Origin of the sequence: Maribacter aquimaris (assembly GCF_014596745.1) — a bacterium.
In the GTDB taxonomy this organism is placed as follows: domain Bacteria; phylum Bacteroidota; class Bacteroidia; order Flavobacteriales; family Flavobacteriaceae; genus Maribacter_A; species Maribacter_A aquimaris.
The window spans coordinates 483532-501783 of sequence record NZ_JABTCF010000001.1 but is presented as its reverse complement, the minus strand read 5'-3'; the positions used below and the strand labels follow the sequence as shown (position 1 = coordinate 501783).

Here is an 18252-nt window from a genome sequence, read left to right as displayed (position 1 = left end):
ACGGGGTGTATGGAACATTTCATCAACGTCATCTTACCCATTCCGCTAGAAAAGCTTTTCACCTACAGTATTTCGGAACCTGAATCCCGGTTTTTACAACCTGGGATGCGTGTTGCGGTCCCTTTTGGTAAATCAAAGATATACACGGCCCTGGTATTTGAAATCCATACTACCCCTCCTGAGGTGTATGAGGCTAAGGAAATCCATAAGATATTGGATGATACCCCAGTGGTAAACACAATACAGTTGCAACATTGGCGGTGGATTGCCGATTATTATATGTGTACACTTGGGGAGGTGTTCCGAAGTGCCATGCCAAGCGCATTTTTGTTAGAGAGTGAAACCCTGATCCTACGGAATGAAAGGGGGGAGGTTGATGAAAGTGATCTAAAGGATGATGAATTTTTGGTTTATGAGGCCTTGCAGCATCAATCGATGCTTAGGGTTGATGAGGTCAGTGCCATTGTCGACCGGAAAAATGTACTGCCCATATTGAACAGGTTGATTGAAAAACAGGTCATTCTTCTAAAAGACGAGATTTACGAGCAATATAAACCAAAATTGGTAAGGTATGTAAAATTAGGTACGGCATACCAGTCCGAAGGGAAGTTGGAGGAGTTGCTGCAATCTTTGACAAGGGCTCCGAAACAAAGTCAAGTGGTATTATCCCTTTTCCAATTGGAGGTAAAGGATAAGAAGCCGATAAAGATCACTGATTTGGAACAGATGAGTGGCAGTTCCAAGGCCGTGATAAAGACCTTGATAGACAAAGGTGTTTTGGAGGAATACCACATACAGGTCGATAGGGTCAATTATGATGGGACTGCGGGGGATTTTGATTTAAAAAGCCTGAATGAACATCAGCAAAAAGCTTTGGATGAAATTCAAGGAAGTTTTGATGGTCATAAGGTTGCATTGCTTCATGGTGTAACTTCCTCAGGCAAGACCGAGGTCTATATGAAGCTTATCGAAACTTGTATCAACGCTGGGAAACAGGCCTTGTATTTACTTCCTGAAATTGCATTGACCACGCAATTGATTTCAAGACTGCAGGAGTATTTCGGGGAAAAGATCTCTGTTTACCATTCTAAATATAGCATTCATGAAAGGGTGGAGGTATGGAATAATGTCCTGGCAAAAAAGGCCAAGGCACAAATCGTTATTGGCGCTCGCTCCGCATTATTTCTTCCTTATTCGAATTTAGGGCTTATTGTTGTCGATGAAGAACATGAAGGTTCTTTTAAACAATTCGATCCTGCGCCGAGATACCACGCAAGGGACGCAGCAATCGTGTTGTCCAATCTGCACGGGTCCAATATTGTTTTGGGGTCAGCTACCCCTAGCGTAGAGAGTTATTACAATTCGCAGACGGGAAAATACGGTTATGCAAGAATTGATAGAAGGTTTGGCGATGTTTTAATGCCCGATATTGAATTGGTCGACCTAAAGGAGCAGACCCGAAAAAGAAGAATGAAGGGGCATTTCTCTGAGCGATTGTTGGAGGAAATCACGGATACATTGGATAATGGGGAACAGGCAATCCTGTTTCAGAACCGTAGGGGTTTTGCGCCTATTGTTGAATGTACCACTTGTGGGCATTCCCCCCAGTGTCCCAATTGTGACGTAAGTTTGACCTATCACCAGTTTAAAAAGCAATTGCGTTGTCATTACTGCGGACACCATATAGCCCTTCCTGAAATCTGTGAGGCCTGTGGTAGTCCAACCTTGGATACGAAAGGGTTTGGTACCGAACAGGTGGAGCATGAGTTTAAGAAATTGTTTCCCGATGCAAAAGTGGGCCGAATGGATTTGGATACGACCCGGGGAAAATATGGGTATGAAAAAATAATAACTGCTTTTGAGCAACAAGAGTTGGATGTGCTTGTGGGTACGCAAATGCTTACCAAAGGGCTCGATTTTAGAAATGTGAGCCTAGTAGGGATAATGAATGCGGATTCTTTGTTGAATTTCCCGGATTATCGCGCCCATGAACGTAGTTTTCAGCTATTGACCCAAGTTGCGGGTAGGGCAGGGCGTACCCAAAAAAGGGGAAAGGTGATTGTCCAGAGTTTCAATCCTTATCATCAAATATTGAAACAGGTTTCAACAAATGATTATTTGGGAATGTTCAAAGAGCAGCTATACGAGCGGGAACAGTTTCTTTATCCACCAGTAAATCGAATTATCAAGATTACTTTCAAGCACAAAAATTACAATACGTTGAACGATGCCGCTGAATGGTTCGCCAAAGGCTTGAGAACTATTTTTCGGGCAGGCATTTTAGGGCCTGAATATCCTCCCGTGGCACGAATACGGAATCAATACCTGAAGAATGTGATTATTAAGATCCCTTTGGGACAACCATTGGGCAAAACAAAAAATAGCATTAAAAGAATAGAAAATTCCTTTAATGCCATTTCGCAGTTCAGAAGTGTTAGGGTAATCTACAATGTAGACCACATTTAACATTGTAAATCCCAGAAATTTCCCAGGTAAAATTAAACGTTACTCAGCGCTTCGGCCAGTTCGGCTTTTTTATTCCTACTTAAAGGAATAGACCTTCCACTTACTTCAACATTTTTACTGTTGAATTTCTCAACCTTTTCAAGGTTAACGATATAAGACTTATGGATTCTAAGAAATTTTTCTTCAGGCAGTTGCTTTTCGAAAGATTTCATTGTTGATAAGATTACGATATTGGCTTCATCAGTCACTAATTTTATGTAGTCACCAAGGGCTTCTATCCACTTAATATCGTTAAGTATAACTTTTCTTTTCTTAAGGTTACTCTTTACGAAGATGTGTTCTTCATCCTCAAGAACCCTGTTCATTTGTTCGTATTTTGCGACTGCTCTTTTAACAGATGCATCAAAACGTGCCATCGTAATGGGTTTGTGCAAATAATCTGTTACGTCATAGTCGAATGCCTTAAGGGCATAATCGGGTTTACCGGTGATTAAAATCACCTGAGGACTGTTTTCTAGGGACTCGAGTAGGTCAAATCCATTTATGATGGGCATTTCGACATCAAGAAAAATCAAATCGATTTCATGGTTTTTGATACCGTTCTTTGCCTCGATCGCATTGCTATATTCAGCAACCATTGCTAGGTTAGGATGGTTGTTGACCAATTTTGCGACCGCCATCCGCTGCATTGATGAATCATCAACAATAATACTTCTTAATTTCATAAAAGGTTGATTTGTGGGGTTAAATCATCGACAAATTACCGAAATAACACGCTGAACTGCAATAAAAGTTGTAAACATTGCATTAAATACTGTGTAATCTGCATCGATCATTAAATTCAATTTTTGTTTGGTTCTATTATTATAATTATCCTATCTATAACGAAGATTTTCTCGTTTTCTTGTGTTAACTCGTAAATATTCTTATTTTTGCGATCCTTAAAACAAAATATTTATGAACAATTACGAAACTGTTTTCATTTTAAATCCCGTTCTATCAGATGTTCAGATAGAGGAAACAGTTAAGAAATTCGAGGATTTCTTAATCAAGAATGATGCCAAAATGGTATCCAACGAAAATTGGGGGCTCAAGAAATTGGCTTATCCAATACAGAACAAAAAGAGTGGTTTTTACCACTTATTTGAATTCAAAGCACCTGGGGAGGTAATCACTCCTTATGAGCAGGAATTCAGAAGAGACGAACGTGTAATGCGTTTCTTGACTGTAAAGTTAGACAAGCATGCCATTGAATGGGCTGAGAAAAGAAGAACAAGACTAAAATCTAAAGCGTAAGTACTATGGCATCTATAGAACAACAGGCAAAAGGTAAAAAAGATGGGGAAATCAGATATTTGACCCCATTGAATATCGAAACCAACACAAAAAAGAAATATTGTCGTTTCAAAAAGTCAGGTATTAAATACATTGACTATAAGGATGCTGATTTCTTAATGAAATTGGTTAATGAACAAGGAAAACTTCTTCCAAGAAGGTTAACAGGTACTTCTTTGAAATATCAGAGAAAAGTGGCACAGGCCGTTAAGAGAGCCCGCCATTTGGCACTTATGCCCTATGTTGGTGATTTATTAAAATAAAAGAAACGAACCATGGAACTTATATTAAAGGAAGACGTACAAAACTTAGGTTTTAAAGACGATTTAGTAAGTGTTAAGAACGGTTACGGAAGAAATTTTCTAATACCTAAAGGGTTGGCCTCATTGGCTACTCCTTCAGCAAAAAAGGTATTGGCAGAAAATTTAAGACAGAGAGCCCATAAAGAAAAGAAAGTCATTGACGCTGCAAATAAAGTAGCTGAGGCATTAAAGACCCTTGAACTTAAAATTAAGGCAAAGGCTGGTGCTGGTGATAAACTTTTTGGATCGGTTACATCAATAGATTTAGCCGCTGCACTTGAAAAAGAAGGACACGAGATTGATAAAAAATTCATCAATATTCTCGGAGGCACGGTAAAAAGAACTGGTGTAGCTTCTGCACAAGTAAGACTTCACAGGGATGTGATTATCGATTTCCCATTTGAGGTAGTTGCTGATAAATAGGAACTTACCGTTAATAACTTTTAAGAGCTATGCCTGCATAGCTCTTTTTTTGTGCTATTTTTGGATCTAACTCAAACCAAACATATGTACAGAAAACTCCAACTTAGCATGGTGCTGCTGTTCGTTTCTCTTACGGCAATGGCACAGGTCACGACTTCCAATATTAGAGGTAAGGTGGTCGATGATCGGAATTTACCTTTATTAGGGGCTAATATTGTCGCAGTCCATACCCCAACGGGTACTACTTATGGTGCGATTACCAATGAGGATGGCCGTTATAATCTATTGAACCTGAGAGTAGGTGGACCATACACGGTTACCTTGTCTTATATCGGTTTTAAGACCCAAGAACTGAACAATGTGTTTTTAACCTTAGGGCAAACCTTTGATTTGGATGCTGCAATGCTTACGGATAGTCAGGCACTTGATGAAGTAATCGTGGTTTCGGATCGGTCAGGTACCTTCGGGGATGGTCGAACAGGTGCTGAGACCAGTGTTGGTCGAAGGGAATTGACCCGTTTACCCACTATTTCGCGTTCTGCGCAGGATTTCACCCGTTTGGAGCCTACTGCAAGTGGCAATTCATTTGGGGGTCGAAACGATCAATACAATAACTTTTCTTTGGACGGGGCTATTTTCAACAACCCTTTTGGATTGGATTCCCCGACTCCTGGTGGGCAAACCGATGCACAGCCCATTTCCTTGGATGCCATTGAACAGATCCAAGTGTCAACCGCTCCTTACGATGTAACCCAATCCGGATTTACGGGGGCAACCGTAAATGCAGTAACAAAGAGTGGTACCAATGACTTTCATGGTACAGTATATGGGTTTACGCGTAATGAAGGTCTGACCGGAGGAAAAATCCGCGGCGAAAGTGTTGTAAAGCCTGATTTGAATCAAAGTCAATATGGTTTTAGTATCGGAGGTCCTATTGTTAAGGATAAACTTTTCTTTTTTGCAAACTTTGAAAAAGAACAACGGGATGATCTTGGTACAAACGGATGGATACCCAATACGGGCTCAGGTGCCATTAATGAATCCAGGGTGTTGCAAAGTGATCTTATGGCCGTACAATCCGCTTTAGGTACATTAGGGTATGATACTGGGGCCTATGAAGGGTTTACCTATGGCTCCGAATCTACCAAGGGTATTTTTAAATTGGATTGGAACATCAATGATAAAAACAGGTTGGCAGTTATTTATAACTTTTTGAAAGCTTCCAAGGAAAAACCTGCACACCCTACGGCAATTGGGGTAAGGGGGCCTAGTTTTACAACGTTGCAGTTCGAAAAATCAGGATACGAGATCAATAATAAATTGAACTCCGTACAATTGGAGTTGAATTCCACCTTGTCCGACGAAGTGACCAATAAATTACAGATTGGCTATTCCCATTTCGATGATTTTAGAGATCCACTTTCATCACCGGCTCCGAGTATCATTATTCAAGATGGTGCAGGTTCCAACTACATTATTGCAGGTCATGAACCATTTTCCATTCATAACAGATTGGACCAAAAAGTATTTCAAATCACGAATAACATGAACATTTTTAAAGGTAACCATACCTATACGGTTGGTTTCGCCTTTGAAAAATTCCAATTCGATAATTCCTTCAACCTAGGTTTTTACGGAGGAACGTTTGGATTTCCTATCGAGGATGGTTATTTCGGAAATTTTAGAAGTGTACAGGAATTTTTGGACAATGCCCAACCAGGAGGTTTGGTTGATGGATTGATCCAAGGTGCTGAAGCGACTTATGCGAACAATAATCAGTTTGAGGATGGAGCGGATGGTGGATGGACGCTAGCGGAAACAAACGTTGGCCAACTTTCTTTTTACCTTCAGGATGAATGGAGTGCCACTGACGATTTCAAGTTGACCTACGGAGTTCGTTTTGATAAGCCATTATACTTTGACACCAAGGAAAAAATCAGGGATAACATTGAAAGGAAATCAGCGAATTATCAGCCAGACAATCTTTATTACAATCCCAATACAGGGGAAGCGACAACGATTGATTCTGAGCAGTTGCCAAGCAATGATTGGATGATATCCCCAAGGGTAGGGTTCAATTGGGATGTACAAGGTAATAATACCTTACAACTCCGTGGTGGAACCGGGGTGTTTACAGGAAGATTGCCTTTTGTATGGTTGGGTAACCAAGTGCAGGGTGTGGACTTCTTCTTTTATCAAGCTGTAGATCCGGATTTTAAATGGCCTCAAGTATGGAGAACCAACCTTGGTGCGGATAAGGCATTTGACAACGGATTCGTTTTAACCGCCGATGTTTCCTATACAAAGGATTTGAATGCTTCCCACGTACAGAACTGGGCGTACAGTGACCCATCAGGTACTTTGAATGCTCCTGGTGATAACAGACCGATATATTTGGGGAGTGATGTTTCCACCAATGCTTTTGGAGGTCCAACTAGTGCATACGTATTTACAAATTCGGACAAGGGACGTATCTGGAACTTATCGCTAAAAGGACAAAAAACATTTGATAATGGTATTTACGCCATGTTGGCCTATAGTTATTTAAATGCCAAGGATGTAAATTCCATTGAAGCGGAAATCACAGGGGATGCTTTCGATTTCAATCCCAATTTAGGGGATGCCAATGCTGATGTGTTGGGCTTTTCAAAATATGGGGATACACATCGGTTTATCGGTGTGGGATCAAAACAATTCCAGTACGGTACAGACAATAAATGGGCAACCACCATTTCCACGTTCTTTGAATATGCCCAAGGAGGTAGGTTCAATTATACCTATGCGGGTAATATAAACAACGATAGCTCGTTCCAAAACAATGACCTAATCTATATTCCCACCACTACCGAAGTACAACAAATGCAATTTACAGGAGCCAATCAAGCGGCGGCCTTTGAATCATATATTCAGCAAGATGATTATTTGAGTGACCATAGAGGGGAATATTCCGAGCGTTATGGTGCTTTGGCCCCTTGGAGGGGAAAATGGGATTTAAAGATTCTTCAGGACTATAACTTCAAGGTTTCAGGGGGTAAGACCCATACCATTCAGTTAAGTTTTGATATTTTGAATGTAGGAAACTTATTGAATTCGGATTGGGGTGTTGTTCAGCAGCCAAATAATCTGAACCCATTAAGTGTTTCAGTGGATCCAAATACAAATGTACCTACCTATACGTTTAATCCTGAGTTGACCGAGACTTTTGGGTATGACGCAAGTCTTTTGTCTAGATGGCAAGGGCAATTTGGTGTACGTTACATTTTTTAAGAAACATACAGATGATAATCTTAAAGCCCTGACAGCATCGTCAGGGCTTTTTGTTTGCGGTATGATAGAACACCAAGCTTCGAAAAACGTCTTTACAGGAAGTTGAAACATGTGGCTCGGTTGAAGAAGGGGGTATTTCACCCTTGCAAGAAATTGACTGATATGGTTTAATAATACATACTAAGCCATAGCTATTGTTTACTTTTGTGGTTTTATTACAAAAGGCACAAATAGCCATGGCAATGAAGCGACTTTCTTTCAACTTAAAACAAATTTCTTGGTATAAATATTATCGGAATCTGTTTTTAAAGAACCCTAATAGGCTATTGGCGTTTAAAGGAACTATCGTCATAGGTTCATTGGTTATTTTAATGGTGATCTTGGGATTGCCATTTTACGCTGTAACATTGGGTTTGGGAGCGCTTGCAGGGGTGCTTTCAGAAACGGAGGATCACCCGAATGGGCGCTTGAAGTCCATGGCTTTGAAAATCATCAGTTTTGCTATTTCCAGTTTTTCAGTTGAATTATTGCAACCATACCCCATACTGCTAGGCATTGGTCTATCCCTTTCAACCATTGTGTTTATACTGATAGGGGGTATCAGTGAGCGTTTTAGGGGTGTAACTTTTGGAGCCTTACTCATAGGGGTTTATACGATGATCGGGGCGCAAATAAGTCCTAATTGGTATATACAACCTATCCTCCTTTCATTAGGAGCCTTTATTTATGGTGCTTTTTCATATGTTATATTGCTTTTAAAACCTTATAGTCTTCTAAATGAACAATTGGCCAGAGGATTTTACGCGCTCTCAAACTATTTTGATGAAAAGGCCAAACTGTTCCCCAGTGATGGCGAATCAGAAAAGGAAGTAAGAACAAAACTTGCCCTGTTGAACATACAAATAGTTGAGGCATTGGATTCCTGTAAGGAAGTTTTGAACAGCTATGGGGAGGCGCTTAAAAATCAGCAACCTTTATTGCCCTATTTGCATTATTTTATGGTGTTACAAGGATTGCACGAAAGGGCGACCTCAAGTCATGAACGGTACGATTTATTGACTACGGATCCAGCCAACATTGAATTGATTGGGGGTATTCGTCAATTATTGCATGAATTGGCATTTGCTACCAATAATTTTGCCGAAAGTTTACTTACCGGTAGTCCGTACAAACATCCCATGGCGTTAAGTTGGTTGGTTGGAACCATGAATGGATTATTGGAAACCAATCCATTAAAAGGTTCGCTTCCTTTGCGTTTATTGATCAATAATATTACGCAGTGTCATGAAACATTAAAATGCATTGATAAAAATTACGACACGGATTCCTTGCCAAAATTGGAAAAAGAAACGCGCTCGTATTTTGAACGGTTAAAATTACAATTGAACATCAATCATCCGAGAATGCGTCATGCGTTGCGGTTGAGTGTGTCTTTCCTAATTGGATTTACGGTCTATCAATATTTTAATATAGACAAAGGGGAGTGGATTGTCCTGACCATCTTGTTTGTTTTACAGTCCAGTTTCAGTGAAACAAGAAAACGATTATTGGAACGAACCATAGGAACCTTAACCGGTGTGGTTGTTGGTGTTTTGATAATTCGACTGTTTTCTTTTTCTGGACAAATCGTACTACTGATCACTTCGGCCTATTTGTTTTTTATTTGGATGAAACGCCGTTACTCCGTAGGGGTTGTTTTTATTACCATTTTTGTGTTATGCGCCTTTAATATCATGTCCAACAAGGGGGTAGACGTTATGGCCCCCCGTTTATTGGCCACACTTATAGGTGCGTTTATTTCGTTTATGGTGGTCCGGTTTTTATGGCCGGAGTGGCAATACAAAAAACTACCAAGCTTGCTAAGTGGGGTCATCCATAAAAACACAGCTTATTTTAAGGCTATTTTGGATCAATACCAAAACCCTACAACAGATGATTTAAAATATAGAATAGCCAGAAGGGAAGCCCATCGTGCCGATAATGCCTTGGTTAAGGTTTGGCAAAACATGCAGTTAGATCCCCAAAAACAGCAACAACTGAATAAAACGGCTTTTACGCTAACCTATCTAAACCATGCCTTGTTGTCGTATTTATCGGCATTAGGGGCCCACAGGGCACAGGAAAAAGGTGGGACTATACAGGTGCTGGAGTTTGAGAATGACATTTTAAAAGCACTGGACGATGCCTTTAATTGGTTGACAACACAACACAATAGTGAAATAGAACCGATTGAAAATATGCTCAAGGAGATAAGTACCCAATTGCTTGCCACGAACAAAGAGGCAACGCAAATGCAATATATCTTATTGTATAATATTGTTCACGTAACCTTACAGATTCTTGAACAGGCTAAACTATCCAAACTTACGACAACCACTGGTGAAAGTTGATAAACGGTTGACTGTATAAGAAAGCATAGAGGGGGATAAAAGAGGTGTACATTATATTTTTTAGGAAGAATACAGAAAATAATCTTAAAAGCCCTGACGATTCTGTCAGGGCTTTTTATTTTTGCAGACTGAAACCAGTAACAAATCAGATAATCGATGAAATATACGAGATTGACCAAGCAACAATTGGAAGAACTGCATCAGGAATTCATAAATTTCTTGGCAACACAATCCATTACGGCTGAAGAGTGGGAAGAACTAAAGGCTAAGAAGCCGGAAGTGGCAGAAGAGGAGTTGGATGTTTTCAGTGATTTAATTTGGGAAGGGGTATTGACCAAGGTTGCGTATCTTGAGAATATTTCCGCCCAACAAATGCATCTGTTCGAACTGACCGATAAGGAAATGAAACTCATTTCGGTCAAGGTGATGAATCCGGATGTTGATTTAATGACCAAGGAGGGGTTTGGTTGGTTCAAGAAAAATTGGCAATCCGACTTTGTGGAATATTTAACGGCATCTAAAGCGTACACAGAGGATAAGAACCTGGACAAATTCAAGTTGATCCAACAAGGGGCTACGATCACCAAAGGGGATTTGTATAAATGGTTCGACAGCATGATCGGGATACAATAATATCAAATTCAGGCGAAGGCTAGGATCAACAAAAACATATATTTGCATTAGAAATTTACCAAATGGCACAAAAACCAAGTATACCTAAGGGAACCCGTGATTTTTCACCTACCGAAATCGCAAAACGCGACTATATTTTCGAGATTATAAAAAAGCACTTTAAGATTTTTGGTTTTCAGCCTATTGAAACCCCGTCTTTTGAAAATTCGGAGACCTTAATGGGTAAATATGGGGATGAAGGGGATCGTTTGATTTTTAAGATATTGAATTCAGGTGATTATATCAGTAAGGTAGATGATGCTACCTACAGTTCCAAGGATTCTAAATCGTTGACAGCGAAGATTTCGGAGAAGGCATTACGCTATGATCTAACAGTGCCTTTTGCACGCTATGTGGTGATGCACCAAAATGAGATCGATTTTCCATTTAAGCGCTATCAGATACAGCCTGTTTGGCGGGCAGACCGACCCCAAAAAGGTCGTTTTAGGGAGTTTTATCAATGTGATGCCGATGTGGTTGGGTCAAATTCCCTTTTACAGGAGGTGGAATTGATCCAGTTGTACGATGCTGTTTTTGCTGATTTGAAATTGGAAGGGGTTACCATAAAGTTGAACAACAGAAAGATACTTGCCGGAATAGCCGAGGTTATTGGAGCCCAGGACAATTTGGTGAATTTTACCGTGGCTTTGGATAAATTGGATAAGATAGGGGTAGAAGGGGTACGAAAGGAAATGCTGGCCAAAGGTATTTCAGAAGAAGCGATAGCCAAGGCAGCACCGCTTTTTGACCTTTCCGGTGACAATGCTTCCCAATTGGAGGCCCTAAAGCATTTACTTGCGGATTCCGAGCAAGGTAGCAAGGGAGTCGAAGAGCTTGGATTTATTATCAATGCCATTAGGGATTTGGAATTGGAATCCGCAAACCTAAAAATCGATGTAACACTTGCTAGAGGGCTTAACTATTACACAGGAGCCATCTTTGAGGTTGGAGCGCCAGAAGGCGTTAAAATGGGCTCTATTGGCGGTGGTGGACGTTATGACGATCTAACGGGGATCTTTGGGCTGAAAAATGTGAGCGGAGTGGGTATTTCATTTGGTTTAGACCGAATTTATTTGGTTTTGGAAGAATTGGACTTATTTCCTGAAACCTTGGATAAGTCACTGGATGTGCTTTGCATGAACTTTGGGGAAAGGGAATCGATGTCGGCTTTGGCATTAGTGACCCAGTTGCGAAAGCAAGGGGTTACCGCAGATGTGTACCCCAGTAAGGCCAAAATGCAAAAACAAATGAAATACGCCAATAACCGCAAGGTGCCTTTTGTAGTGCTGATCGGCGAAAATGAAATGAACACCAAGACTTTCGTGGTCAAGGATATGGCCAGCGGTGAACAACATACGTATGGCCTGGATGAAATCAAGGATTTCATAAAAAGGCTATAACCTTTTTTTAATGGCCTTGATTATTGTTTTGTAATAATCCACGCTGTGTGGAACATATTTTTGTGGATTGGCCAATCCCCAGGTTTCCTCTGAAAACTTCAGGAGTGGGGTAAGGGCCAAGGCCTCAACTTCGGAGTCCTGTTTATGCAATTGTGAAAAAGGCACCTTTAATTCGCAGAGAAAGGTGTGGTGGAATTCACAATCGATCAAGTTTTCATGATGTTCTTGTATGGATTTGAAAACCCCGATCTTCCCCAGTTCATCGGAAGTGATATCCAAACCTATTTCTTCAGCGACTTCACGAATGGCAGCGGTTTCAATATTTTCGCCCGCTCCTACATGTCCGGCTACGGAAACGTCCCAGAGTAGGGGATGTATATCCTTGTCCTTTCCTCGTTGCTGCAATAATACCTGTCCGTTTTTGGTATAAAACCAAACATGGACTGTCGGATGGAACAGTCCATGTTTATGGGCTTCGGATTTCATGGCTGTTTTTCCGGTGGAGTTTCCTTCAGCATCCAGTATATCAACCAATTCATCCATAATAAAATTATTTAAAAGAGTCCATCAATCAAAATAACTGAAAGTCTCACCGTCCTTTATATTCAATACCGTTTCATAAATCAAACGAATCACGTTCTCAACATCATCCTTATGCACGGTTTCCACAGTGGTGTGCATATAGCGTAGCGGTAAGGAGATAAGGGCAGAAGCTACACCGCCATTGCTGTAGGCAAAGGCATCGGTATCGGTTCCTGTTGACCTGGAGGCTGCCATTCGTTGGAATGGGATTTTATGGGCTTCCGCTGTTTCTATAATTCTTTCCCGTAGTTTATTCTGTACCGCAGGGGCATAAGAAATAACCGGCCCTGCACCTATTTCGGTATGGCCCTCGGTCTTCTTCTCGATCATAGGGGTCGTCGTGTCGTGGCACACATCGGTAATGATCGCCACATTCGGTTTTATGGTCTGGGTAATCATTTCAGCGCCGCGTAACCCTATTTCCTCTTGAACGGAATTGGTTATATACAATCCGAAAGGCAATTTCTTTTTGTTCTCATGCAACAATCGGGCAACTTCCGCGACCATAAAGCCACCGGCCCTATTGTCTATCGCTCGGCATACGAATTTATCTTTGTTTAGAATTTGGAATTCATCGGGATAGGTAATGACACAGCCTACATGAACACCCATTTTTTCAACTTCTTCCTTGTCTTTGGCGCCTATGTCAATAAAGATGTTATCCAATTTAGGTGGTTCTTCCTTAGCCTTATTTCTGGTATGGATAGCGGGCCAACCGAAAACACCTTTCACAATGCCTTTTTTCGTATGGATGTTCACCCATTTTGAAGGTGCAATTTGATGATCGCTACCACCATTCCGGATTACATACAATAGTCCGTTATCGGTAATGTAGTTGACATACCATGAAATTTCATCAGAATGCCCTTCTATAACTACTTTGAATTTGGCATCCGGATTAATGACTCCAACGGCAGAGCCATAGGTGTCGGTTATGAAAGTATCTACATAAGGTTTTAGATATTCCATCCAAATCTTTTGTCCTTCCCATTCGTAGCCTGTTGGGGCTGCGTTATTCAGGTATTTTTCCAAAAAATCCATTGATTTTTTGTTGAGAATATTCTTTGTGGCCATATATAATAATTTTGTATACAAACTTAACAATATTCACTTCCAATTAATAATAACCATGGTTAATTATCGTTAAATTTGGCAAGGCTTTTGCTTTAAACCCAATGATGAAAAAGAACATATTGATTTTTGTTTTCAGCTTCTTTTCGCTGCTTGTTATGGCACAGGTGGAAGATCGGCCTTTGGATTCTATCATGGAAAAAATGATCGTTATTGAAGGGGATTCGATTGTATACAACTCTATTCCCCTTGAGGAAGTGTATGTCTTTAGCCGACTGAAATTCCCGTCCTACAAAGAAAAACTCAGATATTATATCCTACGAAGAAAGACCATTAAGGTATTTCCTTATGCGAAGATGGCTGCGGAGCGTTTGCAGGAGCTCAATGATAGTCTCTCAAAAATAAAAAAGCCAAGAAAACGAAAAAAATACACGAAGAAAGTCCAAAAATATATTGAAGGGGAATTTTCGGATGAACTGAAAAAACTGACGCGTACCGAGGGACAGATCTTGGTGAAACTTATTTACCGACAAACGGGATATAACGCTTTTAACCTGGTGAAGGAACTAAGAAATGGTTGGCGTGCTTTTTGGTACAATACGACGGCCAAAATGTTCAATATCAGTTTAAAGGAGGAGTATGATCCTGAAATGGTACAGGAGGACTACCTTATCGAGGATATTTTACAGCGGGCTTTCGCGGCCGGTAAATTGAAACGACAAAAATCGGCTTTGGATTTCGATTATATGGATTTGGAGGACAAATGGCGTACCGCAAGTACCGATAAAAAATAATGTAGTGGTTTTTGCTAAAAGAAGCTTAGCCGTTATTTTTTCTTTTTTGGTGTATTGAACAGGGCATTCATGATTAAATGAACACTATAAAAGGCCATGGCAATTGCCGCAATGGCCAAAATAAGGCCCACAATCAGAACCGGGATGTAAAAGGAGTGTTCCTGGTTTTTGAAAGCTTGCCATAATACCGTGGGAGCGGTAAACATTAAAAGAAAGGTATAAGCAAAATGCTTTATGCCTTTAATCAATAGGTCTTTATTGGTTCTCATGCCGGTTAAAATGTTATAACAATAAAAGTATCCATTCTAGCGTAATAATTGGGTGACACTACACCATAATTTTATTCCAGTATGATAGTTTCCCTATATTCCTGACATAGGGCAAAATATCCTAAGGCCAAGTTTTCCGAATCAGTGGTATTAATGATATTTCCCCGAACCGTGGCTGCTGGGGTCTGAAAAGGACCTTGGTCACCCCCGCTTTGAGCAATCAATTGGTTCATGTAATTGTAAAATGTTTCATCTACACCTAAAATACTGATATTCAGATTTCTTCCTGCTTCAAGTCCGTCTTCATAAAAGTAAGAGAATTCAAAGGACTGTCCAGGATAAAAGGTGTCCTCGGATACGAGGTATTCATTAAATCCAAAATCGAAGAGATAATAGTCATCGCTATTGGCTACATCGGTATACGAAACCACGATTTCCGTTTCGTCTTCAGAGAATAATGTACCATCCCCTTGTCTTAAATCATCGAAAGGTACCGTGGGCACAAAGGTGGTCGTGGCCTCATATTGTTCATTGTTATACAGAATGTTCAATTGGAAATCACCTTCCATCAATTCACGGGTTGGCCAATTTGCAACATAAACACCAGAGCCAGAGGGGTCTTCCACGAGGTCTGTTATCGTATTAGAGGAAGTGTTCAATAATTGTATTTGGTCTAAAACCGCTGGCTCAATTTCCTCGAAAAAACTGGTGGTTTCGGTAGCCTTTACCGCTACGCGTGTTGTTGATGTCTCGGTATCAATACGGATCAAGGCGTCAATCGATAAACGTGTGTCATCCTTGGGTACGTCTATTTCGACTACATCCTCACAACCGAAAACAAAGGAAAGCACAAATATTACAAGTACATATTTTTTCATGGCCTAAAATTTAAAATTATAGGTAACGGCAGGTACTATCCCGAAAATCGAAGTTCGTACCGCTTCATTCACATTGGTATCCTCATTTCTGCTAAACGAAATGGAGGCAGCATTACGTCTATTGTAAACATTGTAAAGGCTGAATATCCATTCCCCCTGTACTTTTCTATTCGCATTCTTTCTAGGGGTAAGACTGGCCGATAGATCGAGGCGGTGATAACTCGGTAGCCTTTCTTGGTTTCTTAGTCCATAGTAAGGGACCGTCAATCCTTGATATTCATATTGCCCTATGGGGTAGTTGGTGGGTTGCCCTGTTTGAAACACAAAATTTGTATTGAAACTCCATTTACTATTAAGGTCATAATTGCCATAGATGGAAAAATCATGGGTCTTATCATAAGGTGTATTGTACCACTGACCATTATTAATACCGGGTTCGGTAATGTTTCTACCTGGTGTTCTTTGTTCAGATTTGGAAAGGGTGTAAGCCAACCAACCTTGAAGTTTTCCGGTATTCTTTCGAAATAGGAATTCCAGTCCATAGGCCCTGGCCTCACCATTAAGGATAACCTGCTCAATGGCATCATTGGCGATAAGATTGGCACCATCGATATAATCAATACGGTTTTGGATGTCCTTATAGAATACCTCGGTTTCGACGGAATAATCACCTTCCTTAAGATTTCGGAAATACCCTAAGGCATATTGATCCAGAAGCTGTGGTTCAATAAAAGAGCCACTAGGGGTCCATACGTCCAGAGGGGTTGGTGAACTAGTATTCGATATGAGGTGGAGGTATTGTGCCAATCGGGTGTAACTGCCCTTTACGGAGCTGTTGTCGTTAATAATGTACGATACGCTGATCCTAGGTTCAAAATTGTTGAATTTGGCCAGACTTTCGCTACGCTTAGGATTTAAAACGGATATGGGGTCCGCTTCCTGATAGATTTGAAGGGAAGGGTTGTAGACAACTGGGTTGTCATTTTCATATACGTTTACTTCCTCTTGTCCCAAACGGTTGAAGTTGCTAAAGCGCAATCCGTAGCCCAAACTTAAATTTGGGGTAATATCATGTTCAATATCAATATACGCGGCAAATTCATTGGCGTATTTTTGAATAAGTTGATCTTCCACAATTCCCGAAGAAGCATTGCTTGGTTCTATTTTTCCTGGGTTAAAGCGGTAATAGATATTGTTAAGGCCGTAGTTTATTTGTAGATTATCATTCAGGTAATGCTTTAAGTCATACTTCACATTGAAGTTTTGAATCCCTGAATTCCAGTTGAATCCGACAAAATCCAATTTGAGTCCATAGTAGTAATCGGAATAAATCAAGGAAAGATTGGAGAACAACTTGTTGGAGAACAAGTGGTTCCAACGAAAGTTACCGACGGCATTGCCATAGGTGTTCACAAAACTGTCGCTGATACTAAAAACATCCCTCCCAAAATACCCGGACAAAAAGATGTTGTTGTTCTCGTTTATCTTGAAATTGATTTTGGTGTTCAGGTCATAGAAATAGGCGGTATTGTCTATGTCGAACAAGGGTAGGAATAGATGGGCATAGGACGATCTACCACCAATGAGAAAGGCCGCCTTGTCTTTTTTCAAGGGTCCCTCAACAAGTAAACGGCTTGCTACCAGGCCAATACCCCCATTGATTTTCAGTTCCTTGCTATTGCCTTCCTTTTGAAAGATATCAAGCACTGAGGAAAGTCTTCCGCCATATCGGGCAGGGATTCCCCCTTTGTATAGTTTTATATCCTTAATGGCATCAGGATTAAAAACCGAGAAAAAACCAAAAAGGTGGGAGGAATTGAAAATAGTGGCTTCATCCAGAAGTATGAGATTTTGGTCTACGGCACCTCCCCGAACATTGAAGCCGGAAGATCCCTCGCCAGCATTGGTGACACCAGGCAGTAGTAAAATGGATTTAATGACGTCGGCTTCCCCCAAGATTACGGGTATTTTTTTAATGGTTGCCACAGACATGGTGTTTACGCTCATTTGTGGTTTTCGAATATCCAATTTATCACTTGAATCCGTAACAACCACTTCTTCCAATTGTTGGGCTTCCTCAACCATTAGAAAATTCAATTTGCTGTTTTCGGTTAAGCTGATGGTTTGGGTCTGCCCTTGAAATCCTAAATAACTGATTTGTATGTTGTATTCCCCTTCGGGCAGTGTAATGGAGTAGAAACCATATTCATTGGTGGTCACACCAGTACCCAATTCAGGAATGGCAATAGTAACGCCGATCATTGTTTCGTTACTGGAAGCTTCCGATACGGTACCGCTTAAAGTATATTTTTGTTGGGAAAATAGAATAAAAGAAAAAAGGAAAAATAAAATTATAAATGATAATGGCCTCTTATTCATTGATGCGATTTTTAGTAAATGTAT

15 protein-coding genes are annotated in these 18252 nt (G+C 40.5%); 9 read left to right on the top strand and 6 right to left on the bottom strand.

All coding sequences use genetic code 11. The features are described from left to right. Positions 1-9 precede the first annotated feature (9 nt). Entirely contained in the window at positions 10-2466 is a 2457-nt protein-coding gene (gene priA, locus HPE56_RS02200) for a replication restart helicase PriA (RefSeq protein ID WP_188242127.1), read from the top strand. Between the two features lie 32 nt (positions 2467-2498). On the opposite strand, the gene HPE56_RS02195 is transcribed toward priA, so the two are convergent. After that, on the bottom strand, positions 2499-3191 hold the full coding sequence (locus HPE56_RS02195) for a LytR/AlgR family response regulator transcription factor (RefSeq protein ID WP_109650312.1): 693 nt from the start codon (positions 3189-3191) through the stop codon (positions 2499-2501). Between the two features lie 232 nt (positions 3192-3423). On the opposite strand from HPE56_RS02195, the gene rpsF reads away from it, so the two are divergent. The 7 genes from rpsF to hisS all read left to right on the top strand — a co-directional run bounded on the left by rpsF (position 3424) and on the right by hisS (position 12255). Continuing rightward, positions 3424-3762, top strand: coding sequence for a 30S ribosomal protein S6 (gene rpsF, locus HPE56_RS02190; RefSeq protein WP_188242126.1), 339 nt, complete (start codon positions 3424-3426; stop codon positions 3760-3762). A gap of 5 nt (positions 3763-3767) precedes the next feature. After that, positions 3768-4064: a 30S ribosomal protein S18 gene (gene rpsR, locus HPE56_RS02185; protein WP_013307341.1), complete on the top strand. Its 297-nt coding sequence runs from the start codon at positions 3768-3770 to the stop codon at positions 4062-4064. 12 nt (positions 4065-4076) lie between these two features. Next, positions 4077-4526 (top strand): 50S ribosomal protein L9, encoded by a 450-nt coding sequence (gene rplI / locus HPE56_RS02180; RefSeq protein WP_188242125.1) that lies wholly within the window; start codon positions 4077-4079, stop codon positions 4524-4526. 84 nt (positions 4527-4610) lie between these two features. Further along, on the top strand, positions 4611-7793 hold the full coding sequence (locus HPE56_RS02175; protein ID WP_188242124.1) for a TonB-dependent receptor: 3183 nt from the start codon (positions 4611-4613) through the stop codon (positions 7791-7793). A gap of 242 nt (positions 7794-8035) precedes the next feature. Beyond that, the gene (yccS, locus tag HPE56_RS02170) at positions 8036-10183 is read left to right on the top strand and encodes a YccS family putative transporter (RefSeq protein WP_223170143.1); all 2148 of its coding nucleotides are present in this window, start codon (positions 8036-8038) and stop codon (positions 10181-10183) included. Positions 10184-10339: 156 nt separating this feature from the next. Further along, positions 10340-10816, top strand: coding sequence for a DUF6495 family protein (locus tag HPE56_RS02165; protein ID WP_188242122.1), 477 nt, complete (start codon positions 10340-10342; stop codon positions 10814-10816). Positions 10817-10878: 62 nt separating this feature from the next. Continuing rightward, on the top strand, positions 10879-12255 hold the full coding sequence (gene hisS, locus HPE56_RS02160; protein WP_188242121.1) for a histidine--tRNA ligase: 1377 nt from the start codon (positions 10879-10881) through the stop codon (positions 12253-12255). Here the strand turns inward: hisS and HPE56_RS02155 are convergent. Beyond that, positions 12250-12798, bottom strand: coding sequence for an NUDIX hydrolase (locus HPE56_RS02155; protein ID WP_188242120.1), 549 nt, complete (start codon positions 12796-12798; stop codon positions 12250-12252). The two genes, hisS and HPE56_RS02155, sit on opposite strands and share 6 nt — an antisense overlap. Positions 12799-12822: 24 nt before the next feature. Then, positions 12823-13911, bottom strand: coding sequence for a M42 family metallopeptidase (locus HPE56_RS02150; RefSeq protein WP_188242119.1), 1089 nt, complete (start codon positions 13909-13911; stop codon positions 12823-12825). A 104-nt stretch (positions 13912-14015) separates the two neighbouring features. On the opposite strand from HPE56_RS02150, the gene HPE56_RS02145 reads away from it, so the two are divergent. Further along, positions 14016-14702, top strand: a complete 687-nt coding sequence (locus HPE56_RS02145) for a DUF4294 domain-containing protein (RefSeq protein WP_188242497.1) — start codon at positions 14016-14018, stop codon at positions 14700-14702. 32 nt (positions 14703-14734) lie between these two features. On the opposite strand, the gene HPE56_RS02140 is transcribed toward HPE56_RS02145, so the two are convergent. The 3 genes from HPE56_RS02140 to HPE56_RS02130 form a co-directional block, all read right to left on the bottom strand. Continuing rightward, positions 14735-14971, bottom strand: a complete 237-nt coding sequence (locus tag HPE56_RS02140) for a DUF6095 family protein (protein ID WP_188242118.1) — start codon at positions 14969-14971, stop codon at positions 14735-14737. 71 nt (positions 14972-15042) lie between these two features. After that, positions 15043-15849 (bottom strand): DUF4249 family protein, encoded by an 807-nt coding sequence (locus HPE56_RS02135; RefSeq protein ID WP_188242117.1) that lies wholly within the window; start codon positions 15847-15849, stop codon positions 15043-15045. A gap of 3 nt (positions 15850-15852) precedes the next feature. After that, complete coding sequence (locus HPE56_RS02130; RefSeq protein WP_188242116.1) at positions 15853-18228, bottom strand: TonB-dependent receptor; 2376 nt, start codon at positions 18226-18228, stop codon at positions 15853-15855. Positions 18229-18252: the final 24 nt, after the last annotated feature.

What these genes read in the sequence shown, in the direction of transcription:
- priA (WP_188242127.1), top strand. Translation starts at nt 10, where the DNA reads ATGGAACATTTCATCAACGTCATCTTACCCATTCCGCTAGAAAAGCTT.
- HPE56_RS02195 (WP_109650312.1), bottom strand. Translation starts at nt 3,191, where the DNA reads ATGAAATTAAGAAGTATTATTGTTGATGATTCATCAATGCAGCGGATG.
- rpsF (WP_188242126.1), top strand. Translation starts at nt 3,424, where the DNA reads ATGAACAATTACGAAACTGTTTTCATTTTAAATCCCGTTCTATCAGAT.
- rpsR (WP_013307341.1), top strand. Translation starts at nt 3,768, where the DNA reads ATGGCATCTATAGAACAACAGGCAAAAGGTAAAAAAGATGGGGAAATC.
- rplI (WP_188242125.1), top strand. Translation starts at nt 4,077, where the DNA reads ATGGAACTTATATTAAAGGAAGACGTACAAAACTTAGGTTTTAAAGAC.
- HPE56_RS02175 (WP_188242124.1), top strand. Translation starts at nt 4,611, where the DNA reads ATGTACAGAAAACTCCAACTTAGCATGGTGCTGCTGTTCGTTTCTCTT.
- yccS (WP_223170143.1), top strand. Translation starts at nt 8,036, where the DNA reads ATGAAGCGACTTTCTTTCAACTTAAAACAAATTTCTTGGTATAAATAT.
- HPE56_RS02165 (WP_188242122.1), top strand. Translation starts at nt 10,340, where the DNA reads ATGAAATATACGAGATTGACCAAGCAACAATTGGAAGAACTGCATCAG.
- hisS (WP_188242121.1), top strand. Translation starts at nt 10,879, where the DNA reads ATGGCACAAAAACCAAGTATACCTAAGGGAACCCGTGATTTTTCACCT.
- HPE56_RS02155 (WP_188242120.1), bottom strand. Translation starts at nt 12,798, where the DNA reads ATGGATGAATTGGTTGATATACTGGATGCTGAAGGAAACTCCACCGGA.
- HPE56_RS02150 (WP_188242119.1), bottom strand. Translation starts at nt 13,911, where the DNA reads ATGGCCACAAAGAATATTCTCAACAAAAAATCAATGGATTTTTTGGAA.
- HPE56_RS02145 (WP_188242497.1), top strand. Translation starts at nt 14,016, where the DNA reads ATGAAAAAGAACATATTGATTTTTGTTTTCAGCTTCTTTTCGCTGCTT.
- HPE56_RS02140 (WP_188242118.1), bottom strand. Translation starts at nt 14,971, where the DNA reads ATGAGAACCAATAAAGACCTATTGATTAAAGGCATAAAGCATTTTGCT.
- HPE56_RS02135 (WP_188242117.1), bottom strand. Translation starts at nt 15,849, where the DNA reads ATGAAAAAATATGTACTTGTAATATTTGTGCTTTCCTTTGTTTTCGGT.
- HPE56_RS02130 (WP_188242116.1), bottom strand. Translation starts at nt 18,228, where the DNA reads ATGAATAAGAGGCCATTATCATTTATAATTTTATTTTTCCTTTTTTCT.